14 protein-coding genes and 1 other annotated feature are annotated in these 13,356 nt (G+C 39.3%); of the genes, 3 read left to right on the top strand and 11 right to left on the bottom strand.

Going from position 1 to position 13,356, the window contains the following annotated elements; genetic code table 11:
* Window positions 1-81: 81 nt before the first annotated feature.
* A complete protein-coding gene (locus tag FC26_RS01915; protein ID WP_057777385.1) occupies window positions 82-930 on the bottom strand; it encodes a methyltransferase domain-containing protein in 849 nt (282 codons plus the stop codon).
* Window positions 911-2,101, bottom strand: a complete 1,191-nt coding sequence (locus FC26_RS01910) for an AI-2E family transporter (protein WP_057777383.1) — start codon at window positions 2,099-2,101, stop codon at window positions 911-913. The genes FC26_RS01915 and FC26_RS01910 overlap by 20 nt, the downstream gene beginning before the upstream one ends.
* Before the next feature lie 117 nt (window positions 2,102-2,218).
* Here FC26_RS01910 and FC26_RS01905 point away from each other — a divergent pair, with 117 nt between their 5' ends.
* Window positions 2,219-3,238 (top strand): beta-propeller fold lactonase family protein, encoded by a 1,020-nt coding sequence (locus tag FC26_RS01905; protein WP_057777381.1) that lies wholly within the window; start codon window positions 2,219-2,221, stop codon window positions 3,236-3,238.
* A gap of 86 nt (window positions 3,239-3,324) precedes the next feature.
* On the opposite strand, the gene mgtE is transcribed toward FC26_RS01905, so the two are convergent.
* Genes mgtE through yjbM form a run of 4 tightly spaced genes read right to left on the bottom strand, consistent with a single transcriptional unit; the run spans window position 3,325 to window position 7,098 of the window.
* Complete coding sequence (gene mgtE, locus FC26_RS01900) at window positions 3,325-4,683, bottom strand: magnesium transporter (protein WP_057777379.1); 1,359 nt, start codon at window positions 4,681-4,683, stop codon at window positions 3,325-3,327.
* Window positions 4,684-4,698: 15 nt separating this feature from the next.
* Window positions 4,699-5,580, bottom strand: coding sequence for an RluA family pseudouridine synthase (locus tag FC26_RS01895; protein WP_057777377.1), 882 nt, complete (start codon window positions 5,578-5,580; stop codon window positions 4,699-4,701).
* Complete coding sequence (locus FC26_RS01890) at window positions 5,577-6,386, bottom strand: NAD kinase (RefSeq protein ID WP_057777376.1); 810 nt, start codon at window positions 6,384-6,386, stop codon at window positions 5,577-5,579. The genes FC26_RS01895 and FC26_RS01890 overlap by 4 nt, the downstream gene beginning before the upstream one ends.
* 22 nt (window positions 6,387-6,408) lie before the next feature.
* Window positions 6,409-7,098, bottom strand: coding sequence for a GTP diphosphokinase (yjbM, locus tag FC26_RS01885; protein WP_057777374.1), 690 nt, complete (start codon window positions 7,096-7,098; stop codon window positions 6,409-6,411).
* A 276-nt stretch (window positions 7,099-7,374) separates the two neighbouring features.
* Here yjbM and FC26_RS01880 point away from each other — a divergent pair, with 276 nt between their 5' ends.
* Window positions 7,375-8,010, top strand: coding sequence for a DsbA family protein (locus FC26_RS01880; RefSeq protein WP_057777372.1), 636 nt, complete (start codon window positions 7,375-7,377; stop codon window positions 8,008-8,010).
* Between the two features lie 18 nt (window positions 8,011-8,028).
* Here FC26_RS01880 and FC26_RS01875 read toward each other — a convergent pair whose 3' ends face one another.
* The 5 genes from FC26_RS01875 to FC26_RS01855 all read right to left on the bottom strand — a co-directional run bounded on the left by FC26_RS01875 (window position 8,029) and on the right by FC26_RS01855 (window position 12,706).
* Complete coding sequence (locus FC26_RS01875; RefSeq protein ID WP_057777370.1) at window positions 8,029-9,090, bottom strand: competence protein CoiA; 1,062 nt, start codon at window positions 9,088-9,090, stop codon at window positions 8,029-8,031.
* Window positions 9,091-9,172: 82 nt separating this feature from the next.
* Window positions 9,173-10,015 (bottom strand): homoserine O-succinyltransferase, encoded by an 843-nt coding sequence (locus FC26_RS01870; protein ID WP_057777368.1) that lies wholly within the window; start codon window positions 10,013-10,015, stop codon window positions 9,173-9,175.
* Between the two features lie 58 nt (window positions 10,016-10,073).
* Window positions 10,074-10,310 (bottom strand) — a binding site (T-box leader).
* A 145-nt stretch (window positions 10,311-10,455) separates the two neighbouring features.
* On the bottom strand, window positions 10,456-11,148 hold the full coding sequence (locus tag FC26_RS01865; RefSeq protein WP_057777366.1) for an adaptor protein MecA: 693 nt from the start codon (window positions 11,146-11,148) through the stop codon (window positions 10,456-10,458).
* 123 nt (window positions 11,149-11,271) lie between these two features.
* Window positions 11,272-11,673 (bottom strand): transcriptional regulator SpxA, encoded by a 402-nt coding sequence (gene spxA / locus FC26_RS01860; RefSeq protein ID WP_057777365.1) that lies wholly within the window; start codon window positions 11,671-11,673, stop codon window positions 11,272-11,274.
* A gap of 292 nt (window positions 11,674-11,965) precedes the next feature.
* Window positions 11,966-12,706: an MBL fold metallo-hydrolase gene (locus FC26_RS01855; RefSeq protein WP_057777363.1), complete on the bottom strand. Its 741-nt coding sequence runs from the start codon at window positions 12,704-12,706 to the stop codon at window positions 11,966-11,968.
* A 98-nt stretch (window positions 12,707-12,804) separates the two neighbouring features.
* Between FC26_RS01855 and FC26_RS01850 the strand changes: the two genes are divergently transcribed.
* Complete coding sequence (locus FC26_RS01850; RefSeq protein WP_057777362.1) at window positions 12,805-13,287, top strand: hypothetical protein; 483 nt, start codon at window positions 12,805-12,807, stop codon at window positions 13,285-13,287.
* Window positions 13,288-13,356 lie beyond the last annotated feature (69 nt).

The raw sequence follows: 13,356 nt of genomic DNA, 5'->3' as shown, positions 1-13,356 counted from the left end.
ACTAATCGATGTCAATTACCAAACGATTTCTACATTAAAATGTACCACTTGTTCATAAATAATGCAAATTTCTTTCGCCGCTTATCCATTTTTAGTTTCTAAAATAGTAACATCTACCGTAATTTTAGTGAGTTGTTTGAGTTGATCACTGGTGAGCTGCCGTGCATCCTTCCCCCAATGGAGCGGTGTCATCAATACCATCTCTTGACGCAAATTAGTCGGTATTTCAAATTGATAGGTGACACGATGCTCAATCACGTTTTCGTAATGCTGTTTAAAGAGGGCAACGACCTTAGAATTATCATAGGTTTGATGATCGCCACTCGGGTATAACATGTCACGTAACTCACCTAAATATCGAGCATTCGGAATGACCTTATAAAGTGAGCCCTTTGGTTTGAGGATTCGTTGAAATTCACCATAGTCTGATGGTGAAAAAATTTCAACTAATGTATCAAATGTTTGATCATTAAACGGGAGCCGTCGGAGATCAGCGATACAAAAGAAAGCATCGGTTGCTAACTGCGTGGCCAAGGTCACTCCCGGTTTTGAAATATCAAACCCAATTGCAACATCGTGTGTTTGGCGCAGATTCAGTAACTGCATCAAGGGCGTCCCTTCCCCCGAACCAACATCCAAAATAGTTTGTGCTGTCACCGGCATTAACGTATTAATTTTTTCAACAATTGGTCGGAAGAGCCCTACCGTTAATAACTTACGGCGGGCAGACAACATCGCAGCATCATACTCCGTTTGCCCACCTTGCTGTAGAAAGTACAGATATCCGTGCTTATTAAAATCAATTTGATGCCCTAGTTCACAGACCAAACTATTGCCAACCACCTTCTCCATTGGCTGATGGCAGACCGGACAACGAAACAATGCCAAATTTTGTTCAACAAATTGACGACTACGTTCGATTTTCTTCATGTTCATCTTCCTTTTCAGTTGTTGATGATGCAGGCGTCGTGTCATACAAACCAGAGTTAGCTCGATACCACTCAAATAAATGCGTAATTAAAACCTTTAACACCGCATATCCTGGAATCCCAAAAATAACGCCCATCACACCGAACATTTTACCTGATGCAAGCAATACGACAATAATCGTTACCGGATGGATCTTGAGATTACTACCCAAAATAAGCGGTGATAGCACCCGTCCTTCAATAGTTTGTTCGATTGCAAACACAATTAAAACTTTAACAAGCATCCACGGGGACATAAAAGACCCAACTAAAATCGCGGGCACCATTGCTAGAAACGATCCCAGATAGGGAATTAAATTTAAAATTCCAGCCATCACACCAATTGTAAGGGCGAATTTAAGTCCAATGAAGTAATACCCCAGCCAAAACATAATGGCGACAAAAAACGCGACTGTCAATTGACCGCGAACATAATTACTAATCTGCGCATTAATCTCACTTAACACCTTTAGAAAGGACGGCTGTAACCGCGATGGCACAAATTTAGCAACGTAATAAGGTAATTTCCGGCCATCTCGAAGTAAATAAAACAAAATAAACGGCATTGTAATTAAGGCCACTACAACGGTCGTCATCGTACCTAATACATTTCCCAATGAATTAACGGTTGTTTTAATATAGTCACTTGAACGTTGTGACAGTTCTTTTGCCGCTAGGTCTGAGAAATGATTGACTTGACCCTGAAACTGTTTTGTTAATGGATGGGCATTCAAACCATTCACAAAGCGGTTAAATTCATCAATATAGTTTGGAAACGCAGCAATTAGATCCCGCAATTGTTGATTAATAATGGGAATCACGCTCCAAATTCCCCATCCTAGTAGAACAATCACAACGATAAAGACACCCGTAATCGTCAAGGTACGATTAACTTTCATTTTTCTTTCTAACCGGTTAACTAATGGATTTAGCAAATAGTAGAACACACCAGCTAAAATGACCGGTAACCCAATAATACTCAAAAACTGCCTAATGGGGACAAACAACCACGAAACTTTGCTTCCCATGTATAAAATTAGTAGTACCAACAAAATAATTAGCAATGCACTCACAATCCGGCTTTGCTTGAGTAAATTCCAAATTGAATTGACCGGTTTCTCGTGTGGTTTCAAATGCCCACCTCCCCTTAATCAGATAACTGTTATCAGTTTAGCATACTTAATATTAGGCTGGTATTCTTAACATTGGATTGTTAAGATTTAGAGAACAGCTCGAAGGGAGTTTTTTTCTTGTCAGAAACATTTCTTATCGGAACTAGTGCTCAACATAATAACGCAGGTATTTATTCCATTCAACTAGACCCATGTCAGGGGATCCTAACTCCGGCGACCCGTATAATTGAATTAGATCAGCCAACCAACTTGGTCCTCTGGAAACAGCAGATATGCTACGCAGCCTACCAAAATGATCATTTTCAAGGAATTGCCACGATCGAATTAACGCCATCCCCCACCATGCCATCGACAACCACTCAACTAACGATCCCAAGTACCCTTGTCATCGATGATAGTCGTAATTTACTTATCAGTGGTCATGACGCCACCGGTTCGGTAACCGTCTTTCACATCGGCGTTTCCGGACAGCTCACACAAACTGACAGTGTTGTTCATCAAGGACTACCTGGACCACTTCAAGAACAAAACATGTCCCATATCAAGGGCTGTAATCTTACTCCCGATAGCCAATTAATCGTTTGTGATTCGGGGATGGATTTAACGGTCATTTATCATATTTCTGATGAAGGAACCCTGCTTGCCAAATCTCGGTATCAGAGCAGTGACGGATTTGGTCCACACACAATTCAATTTCATCCAGATGGGCAAACAGCATATCTTATTGGTGACTTTCAAAATAAGATTGAGGTACTTCGATACGTAGCGGAAACCGCACAATTAGAAAAAATCCAGACGGTTGCTACCGTTCCACCAGAATGGCCCGGGCATAATCGCGTAACGGCCATTCTGGTATCCCAAGATGGTCATTACGTCTACGCAACTAATGCGGGGCATAATACAATAGTCGTATTCAAAATTCTAAGTAATGGCACCCTTGAACCCGTCCAGCAAATTAGTACCCTTGGTGAATTACCACAGGATCTCTCATTCAGCCAGAACGATCATTACCTGATCTGTATTAATCAACTAACTAACGACCTAACTCTTTTTAATCGTTGCGCCAATGACGGTAAATTATCTCTCCAGCAAAGTCACGTTGCTTGCCCTGCAGGCACCTGCATCAGACACTATTAATTCAAAAAATGACCTTTAGATACGTGAGTGCGACCATTAGGTAAAAACCTAATGGTTGTTGTTCATCACCATCTCAAGGTCGTTTTTTATATCAAATAATTTAAAAAAATCCGGGCAATTGAAAAATAGATCATGACTGACGTCAAATCAGAAAGGGTCGAAATAAAAGGGCCACTGGCCACTGCCGGATCGACACCAATCTTATCCATCAAAATGGGGATCAGACTACCGGCTAGGTTAGCAACGATAATTGCCGCAACCATTGAAATACCAATCACCGCACCTAAGACAAAATTATTTTTCCAAATACCAACAATCACCGTAATTACAATTGCAGTCACAACACCAATTAGCAACCCGGTTATAACTTCATTTCGGATCAACTGAATCATCTTACGATCATTTTCGACTGAAATTTTACGCACGGCAACGGCCAGACTTTGCGTACCAGCATTACCAGCAGTCCCTGTAATCAAAGAAATGAAAACTGCTAAAATACTAGCCTCACTCACTAAGCCTTCAAAATGGTTAATCAAAGTTGCCGTTGACATTCCCAAAATTAGCAACGTTATCAACCATGGCAGTCGATGAACGGCCGCCATAATGGGGGATTCTTCTAGATCGTCCACATTAACCCCGGCCAAACCAGAGTAATCTTCAGTTGATTCTTCATCAATAACATCAATAATATCATCAACGGTGATAATCCCTAATAAATGACCGGCCCGATTGACAACTGGCATCGCCAAAAAATTATATTCACGGACAGTTTGCGCAACATCTGCTTGATCATCGTCCACAAACACGCTGTAGACATTAGGATTCATAATTTCACGGACCATTGCCCGTTTATCATTACTCAGTAATTCACGCAACGTGACAACACCGATCAGATTTTCTGCATCATCCTGCACGTACACGTAATAAATAATTTCAGCATCCCGAGCCAAACGCCGAATAACTTGCATTGCCGTTCCAACTGAATCATCAATTGACACGGCCACATACTCGGTAGTCATCAACGCACCGGCCGTTTTATCTTCGTAATTCAGTAATTTACGAACTTCGTTTTTTTCACCGCTCGGTAATAGATTTAAATATGTCGCCAGATCGCTACTCGTTGCATCGCTTAACATGTCAACCGTATTATCTGTATACATTTCCGATAGTACCATCGCACCTTGATGTGGATTCATCTCTTTGAGATACGCAATTGCATTGCCCTCATTGACTTCCAATTCATCAAACATGTCGCCAAGTTCCTTGGCAGATAAATAACGATAAACTTTGCCCCGTTGTTGCTCATCTAATTGAATTAACAGCCGAGCTTGATCATAAAAGTGAAGTTCTAAAAAAACACGCCGAAATTCACCCCGATCATTTTGTGCTAACGTAGCACTGATCTTCTCCACAGGTAACTGGTGTTCAACTTCAATATCCATCATTAATCCCTCAAAACATTAAGAATTCAGTACTTGCTGTATATCATCTGCCAAGGGACATCTAATTTCAATCCACTGTTGCTTGAATGGACTATAAAATTTAATTCGTTCGCAGTGTAGTGCCTGCCGAGCAATCCATTGTGGCCCAGCATACATTTGATCACCAACCAGAGGATGACCTAAATATGCCATATGAACTCGTATTTGATGTGTTCGTCCCGTATGCAAACGAATTTTGACGACCGTTGCTGCTGGCATTCGTTTAACTACCCAATACTCAGTTTCAGACGGCTTCCCATCACGCAACACCTGACGTTTAACGAACGATTCAGGATCTCTTCCTATCGGTGCATCTATTAAACCATGGTCGGCAACCAACCGACCGCTTACAATTGCAACATAGTCCTTTTGAACCATGTGTTTTTTAAGCTGCTTGTCCATTACGCTGTGCGCAAAATGATGCTTAGGAAACACAACAATCCCGCTCGTATCCTTATCTAATCGCGTCGCAATATGGGTGACCTGGTTTGCGTAATGCTGACGTAAATAGTATCCCTTCACCCGATTAACCAAGCTGTCCGCAGTGACAACATGGTGTGCAGGAACTGACGCAACCCCCGCCGGTTTATTAAGCACTAGGTAGTCTTGATCTTCATACAAAATATCGATTGGTTCGTCACAACGATCAACTGTATCACTGCCCTTTTCATCCGGCAATACTAGCGTCACAGTCTGCCCCTTATGCATCATTACCGTTGTAAAAACATGCTCACCATCTAATAAAATATCACCGCCATGATACTTAGCAACTACAATCAGAGCACGACTTACTTCGTTAAAGGCTAAAAAGGTCCGCACACGAATAGGTGCATCTTCTAAATAGGTCCAAGAAAATTTCACTTGACACCACCAATGAAGGCCTCATCAACACGTTGCCAAAAGCTAGTATGTCGATAACGTGCAAATGCAATTTTACTTTTCGAAATTTGATAATGTAACTTCTGAATTCGATGCGGGTTATCCAAATCGTGAGCTTGTAATTGATCACAGCTAACAATTAACCGATCGTCTGTTTTAAGCACCAGATCAACGTATTGATCCTGCCCCACAATTATCGGCGACCCTAATGTGCGGAAAACACGATTGTTTATCGACGCGATCTCACCCAACTGGATGCCAATCAAACTCGGATCCATAACCGCACCACCGATCGACTTATTGTAACCGGTTGAACCGGTCGGCGTTGAAATGCACAGACCATCCCCACGAAAACGTTCAAACAGTTTACCCTTAATGTAGATATCACAAACGAGTGTATTAACTGCTTTTTTAACAGTCGATTCATTAAGCGCAATAAAATGTTTGACTGTTCCGTCAGAATAGGTAATGTCCACGTCCACGAGTGGATAGGTCACTTGCTGACCAGTATCTTTCTTCAAGCTTTCAACTAGCTGATCAACTTCAAAATCACGCCAATCCGTGTAAAACCCCAGGTGCCCCGTATGAATGCCCACAAAACGAATACGATCCAATTGCTGCCAATAATGATGAAAAGCAGACAAAAGTGTCCCGTCTCCACCGACTGTTAAAACAACGTCTGGATGTTCATTGTCGATTGTCAAATGAGCCTGATTTAATTTGGTTGTTAATTCTTTGGTTACCTTAACGGAACCACCAGTTGGATTACTAAAAATTGCAATTCGCATTTGTCTTTCCTCTTAACACATCTTAATGGGGACCATGCTGACCGTTATCATCTTGCTGTTCTTGATCGCTATGTTCCTGACTAGACCACGCATTACTTTTTCCGTACGAAAATAGGTTCTGCGCTTCTTGAATTTCCTCTCGAATTTCTGACATCTCATTATCTAACTTGAACGCAGCCTCTGCAGCCCGCTGCAACCGTGCGCTCAACTCTTCAGGAAATGCCCCTTGATACTTATAGTTCAAGGAATGCTCAATTGTTGCCCAAAAATTCATCGCTAACGTTCTCACTTGAATTTCGGCCAATAATTTTTTCTCTCCTGTTACTAACTGCACAGGATATTCGATTACGATATGATAGGATCGATAACCACTCGGTTTGGCACTCGAAATATAATCGCGTTCCTCCAAAATAGTCATATCACTTCGCTGTCTTAAAAGGTTGACTACTTGATAGATATCTTCCACAAATTGACACATAATTCGAAGACCTGCAATATCTTGCATATCTTGTTCCAACCGGCCATCCTCAATATGCCGACGAACCATCTTCTCTTTAATACTATCAACTGGTTTCACCCTGCCAGTTACAAATTCAATTGGTGCATGTTGATTCAAATCTTGAAATTGTTTACGCATCCCACGTAATTTAATTTTTAATTCATCAACTGCTTGTTGATATGGTAATAAAAAATGTCGCCAATCCTCTACCATTGTGTCGCCTTCCTTCGTCTTCGCATTCTATTTTATCATACCTCATTACTTCTGACTGCCCATAAGCCACCACATTCAGGATTTCCACAAATCGCTTTACATTTCACGCTGAATTTGGCAAAATACAAATGCTAAGTACTGACATACGTTGTCACAGATCTACATAGTTGTAATAAGCATTTAAATTGTATTTTACATAAACTTTGGTAAAGTTAAGTTGCAATTAGTTAAGTAGTCTAGTTTATAAACTAACTGATGATTCGAGGAGGATTTACTGTGCTTGAACTATACTTATTTGTGAACCCATTGGGAACACGCTGCATGCGTTGTGAAAACGATGTACTCAAACTGGAAAATGAAATTGATGGCCATATTGCCTACCAATTCGTTCCCTTGCTAAACATGCAAACAATTGATAACACCCTTGAATCTCATCGATTGAACGCCCATGATCTGCAAACCAGAAATAATGTATCCGATACTATTTTTCAAATTATCATGGACTACAAAGCCGCACTCTTTCAAGGTCGTAAACGTGGTCGATCATTCCTACTGTCACTTCAACAACAGTTAGTTAACCAGAATAGCAACTACACTCAAAACTTGGGCGCGCAGGTCGCTGAAAAAGTTCATCTTGACTTAGAAATGTTCAATGAAGATCGGCGCTCCTCTTTGGCGCTAAAATCGTTTCATGATGACCAAAAAATGGCAAATGAGATGGGCATCGAAGCCCCATCGTCTGCCGTCGTGTTCGACACACGAAACGATGATGACGGAATCTTAATCAATGATTTTGATTATTACACACTACTCGATCTGTATCGTGAACACGGATTGGATACCAAACAGTCAGCTCGCTCGTTTGCAGAATCGCTCATTCAAAGGCACCATCCAAATCTACATGTTCTATAAGTTAACCAAGCAGTCACATTAGTGATTGCTTTTTTTAGTGCACCGACTTAAATAATTTATTTTTTGCTCGTAACTTGTAAACCATTCCGCTCGTCGGCAAAGCGTTACTATTCCCTGATGATACCTTATAATTCGAGCCTCTAACAATCTTCGGGTATATGTCCGACTCAAACTTAATCGTAATTTTTCTTCCTGTTCAGGCGCCAAGCAGGCAAATTGTAGCCACTGCTCTTCAGACTCAGCTACCAACAATTCAAGCCATTCTTGTACGTGCCACTGTTCTCCAATTTGGTAACATTCAAGTTTTAACAGTAATGTGGTACGCCAAATGATGGGAGAAACCTTGAGGGGCAAAACTGTTTTGTTCCATGCGTGACACACGAGTGGAATCTCCACAACACTATGCCCTTGAAGATAACAACGTTGTTGAATTTCTTGAATTTGAGCATCTGCTCTCATAACCTGCTGTTGAAGCGCTCTGGTCTGACTAATTAACTGAACATTGTTTAACCGAGCCTCACTTACATTCCAAGTCAAGTTCTCTAGCGGTTGCCAAACAACAAGCCTGTTATCTGCTGTCGACCAATACAAAATAACCAATTGTCCGTGCACTAATTGCATAAATTGTGCACGTTTGGTCGCCGACAGTTTTTGTTTCAAATACGGTGCACCTAATATCCACCACACCTGAATATGTAATTGTTTGTACCCCTGATTACGCTGCATTAATCGCTCTATTGATAACGGACTACATTGAAACTCTAGCGCAATTTGCGTTCCATTTTCCTTCGATAAAAGAATGTCTGGCCGCTGCTGTATTTCACTCAAATACACTTCATAACGCGGCCTAAGCCCCTTCTTTGCTGTCCAGTGATAAAGTTGCTTTTTTCCAAGTAAATGTTCTTGCGTTTCACCTTCACTACTGGCGCAGTTCGTATTTTTGCGATGCGCAAAATGAGCCATCTTAACTTTCCCTGCCCGAAGGACCACTGGTTCACCACATATTGGGCAAAAAAAGTTCTGTCGTTTCAATTTTTTAGAAGCGACTATTCGTCTGCCGTTGCAAATACCAATTATCATACCCTCACCTCATAATTAAAGTACGATAACTGCAATTATTAGCATCAAAAAAGCCGGTCACTAAGTAACCGACCCGTCACTACTATAGTTGATTAAGCCAATTTCCAAAAATTTTCATTCCGGCCTCATGCCACTGATTAATAATACGTTGAGATGGATCATTAGCATAGAAATAATTCTCAGGTAATTCAATTGATAGCCCCTGCTTTTGATCCCGAAAATATTCATTAGCCAAGGTATTGGTACTGTACTCCGGATGACCAGTAATAAATGTATTTCGATGGTCTTTAGAAACAATAATTTGGGGACCAGTTTTAATATTTTCTGAAATTAATTTCAACTCTGGTTGCGCAACAATGTCTGCTGAGTTAAGCGTTGTATGACGAGAATGTGGTAAATAAAACGTCCCCGTCAATCCATCAACAATGGGATCCTTTTCGAGTGCATGATGCTTAAAAATCCCAAATATTTTTTCTTTTACGTCCTGCTTTTGAATTCCATATTCATAATAAAGCCCTGCCTGAGCTGCCCAACAAATATATAAGGTCTGTTTAACATGTGTCTTGGCCCAATCAATAATGTCAGTAAACTCATTCCAATAGTCTACTTGCTCGAAGTCGATTGTCTCCACTGGTGCTCCGGTAATAATTAAACCATCAAAATACTCATCCGCAATTTCATCTAAAGTGGCATACATTTTTCGTAAGTGCTCCAACACATCCGACTTAAAATGATGTGTTCGAGGATATAAGAACGTGAAACTTAAATTCTTAGAATATCCGGCACTGAGGTTAAGAATTTGGCCCTCGGTTTCAAGTTTATTAGGCATAATGTTCAGCACCAATAAATTTAATGTTTGTTCAGCCTCTGTTCCAGACTGATTTAAAATGTACTGTTTAGCATATTTTTGCTTTAATTCAGTCATTATTCACACCTCCATTATAAATAAAAAGATCTCCATCCCAACAACCACATTCGTGATTATTTGGGACGAAGATCTTCGCGATACCACCCATATTTTTATTGATCTCACAATCAATAACTCATCAAGTACAAAAATACTCGTGCAACATATCGATTGCAAACCGGTTAGTCAGCACCAACGCACCAACTAACAGACTCCAAGATCATCTTCATAACACAATCACCATGTTCCATCTCACCAACAGGGACTCTCTGTACTAGTGATGTGTTACTACTCTTCTTTTCATTGTCATTAAATCTTAACTTGCCTATAATCATATCATCATTTTAAAATTTGTCAAATATCATTTTTTCTCATTTTAAACTGTAACGCAGCGTTATTACTACATTCTTTTTAAAATTAAAAGAACCTTCTGCAAATTTCTCACAGAAGGCTCTCATCTATTTATTAAAATAGTAACGTGTCAGTTCCAAAGCAGACTGCTCCATTACCAACTTGCCGTGTTCATTCAAAACATCAGGACTAATTTCTGTCTTATGTCCGTACTCATACGCAATTGCAAGATCATCCTTAATTGTTTCAGGCGTTGTTGAATCGACAAAGAAAATGACCTCAAGATAGTAGGCTTCTCGATAACGATACAAATTTGTCACCGCATTTTCAAGTTTTAAAACACGTGCGACCTGTACCATACTCTCAAAATCATTGAGTTGAATAACCGTTGTGCTCTTTTCAAGACTTTGGTCATTTAACGCATCGTCAACACCGTCATTTTCAACCGTTGTTTTTCGTTTATCCTCGGCATCTGTCTGTTCTAACTGACGCTTTAAAAATTCTGAAATATCATCTTGATGAATAGCATCCTCATCTTCACTACTTTGTTCATCATCATCAATTCCATTTTTGCTAATGAATAATTCTAACCCATTTCTATTTGGCAACACTTGAAATGTCACAGAATCATTATCTTGGAACTGATGTTCTGTATCCACTTCCTCTAAAATACTGTAAAAGAAGCTTTCTATTTGCTGATGATTGCCTAATAAATCCAATACGGTAATTCCACGCGCACTTAAATCATCATTTCCAATTAAAACACGAATCGTATTTTCATTGATTCTTTCCATTTCCACTATTCAAGCGCCCCCTTTCAATCCACATTTATTGTATATTCTAACTGTTTTTGACAAAAAGTAAAGATTCTTGCTGACAAAAAACACCTGATACACTTAATAGTAGTATCAGGCGTTTCTCTCCTACATCATGTTTGCTTTTCTGCGTGCCTTAGCTAACTCTAACGCACGAACCTCACGGGGCAAGAAACGACGAATTTCATCTTCGTTGTATCCCACTTGAATCCGCTTATCATCAATGATAATTGGTCTTCTCAATAAGCCGGGGTTCTTTTGAATTAAATTGTACAGACTCTTCATAGGAAGATCGTCTAAATCAACGTGAAGTTTTTGAAATGCTTTTGAACGTTTCGAAATAATTTCCTCTGTCCCATTTTCAGTCATTCGAAGGATCATTTTAATTTCATCCATCGTCAAAGGCTCAGAAAAAATATTACGTTCAGTGTAAGGAATATTATGTTCTTGCAACCAAGCACGAGCTTTGCGACAAGATGTGCAACTTGGAGATGTATAAAGTGTAACCATAGTAATTGCCTCCTTGAAACATCATGATAAGTCATGAAGTAATTCCCTTGTGTGATTACATTATACACCAATCAGCCAAAGATTAATAGACTATTATTAATTAAATAAAAATAAAGGTCAAACTTTTTTATATACTATTTTTACAAATAAGTCTAATACATATCATGTTATTCACTATTTCATGCATTATGCATCTATGAGTCAGTTGTTCGCAATTCTTTTAAAAATAATGCTTATAAAAAGATTTTATTTATGAATTTTTCTTGAAGATTTTACTATGATTGCCAATAAGTTATAGAATGATTGATAAGTTAGTCTGTGCACACTGAACCGTTATGTCATCTTTAATGACTTCTCGCGCCTTTTTTTCCAACTCACTGGCTGCCACATTCTGTGGCAGATGTGACATCAATAACCGTTTTACATGGGCTTCATTAACAATCTTGCCGGTTTCTGGAACCGTCAAATGCCACTTACTACCTTTAGGCTCACTCAAAAAGTTTGTATCCGAAATCATCAAATCTGTATCTTGAACAAATTTTACTAATTCAGAAAAATAACGGGTATCTGCTGTAAACACAAAATTTTTACCCGAATTTTTTTCAACTATTCGCATTGCAAATGCATCAACTGGATGTTGAACGGGTAAAAATGTAATCCGAAACGGACCTAAATCTAGTGGTTGGTTAGTTTCATATGGCATTGCCTGAGTTGAATTTGGCCAATTTAACCGCTTAAAATTAACCATATCTAACGTGTGTCCGTAAATGGGAAGAAGTGGTTCCTTTTTGACTCCTGGGTTTAATTGCCAATAATGTTGTAACACCCCTACATCAGCAATATGATCCGCATGATAATGAGATAGAATAACAGCATCTAGTTGTAAGGGATCTAACACCTTCTCTAGTTGAATAAGCGCCCCGCTACCGCAATCTAAGAGCAAATTAAAGTCATCACTCTGAACCAAATATGATGATGTTGCTTGTCCATTATATGGATAGCCACCGTAAAAACCAATAACAGTAATTTTCATTTATTAATCCTCCATTTTGATCTAATTCGATGGTATCATTTTCATTCAAAAGTTAAAACACCTATAATGGAAGTAGAAACCAAAGGAGGTTGGTCAATATGCTAAAAACAATAAGTGCCACTTTCGGGAGCAAAAAAGTATTAGAAACGGTCATTAAACGCCATCCTGAAAGACAGTTTAAACTGTTGCAGTCCAATTCTACTCAACAACAACTTCAATTGTTAGATCTATCTGATAAACCAACAATTTTTCAGTCTTCTGTTGAATACCGTGTGCTTGGACATTGTGGTAGTAACGAATTCAGAGGCCTTTCAAACTTTGAATTTTTTAAACTTGAGTTAGATGATCAAAAAATGCTGCGGTCAGCAGTTAACAACAGTTTATTAAATAATCCACCAAAAAACTTAATCGCGGCCTATCTTTTAGAAAATAAATTTGAATCTAACGAACTTATTATTTTAACCATGTGGCCGACATTAAAAGACTTTAATGATTGGAAGCATGGACCTGATTATAAGTTCTTAGAAAGCTTTAACAGCAGTCAAGACCGGTATTACCAGCGAACTTACCAGCCAGCTTAAGTTTAACAAGTTAATTCTAATAAAAAGAGGAAGTTATGATAAAAGCACTATCATAACTTCCTCTTTTGT

The sequence above is a fragment of the Paucilactobacillus vaccinostercus DSM 20634 genome (genome assembly GCF_001436295.1).
GTDB lineage: Bacteria > Bacillota > Bacilli > Lactobacillales > Lactobacillaceae > Paucilactobacillus > Paucilactobacillus vaccinostercus.
Note: the sequence above shows the minus strand (reverse complement) of the source record. Positions and strands in the feature narration are given on the sequence as shown.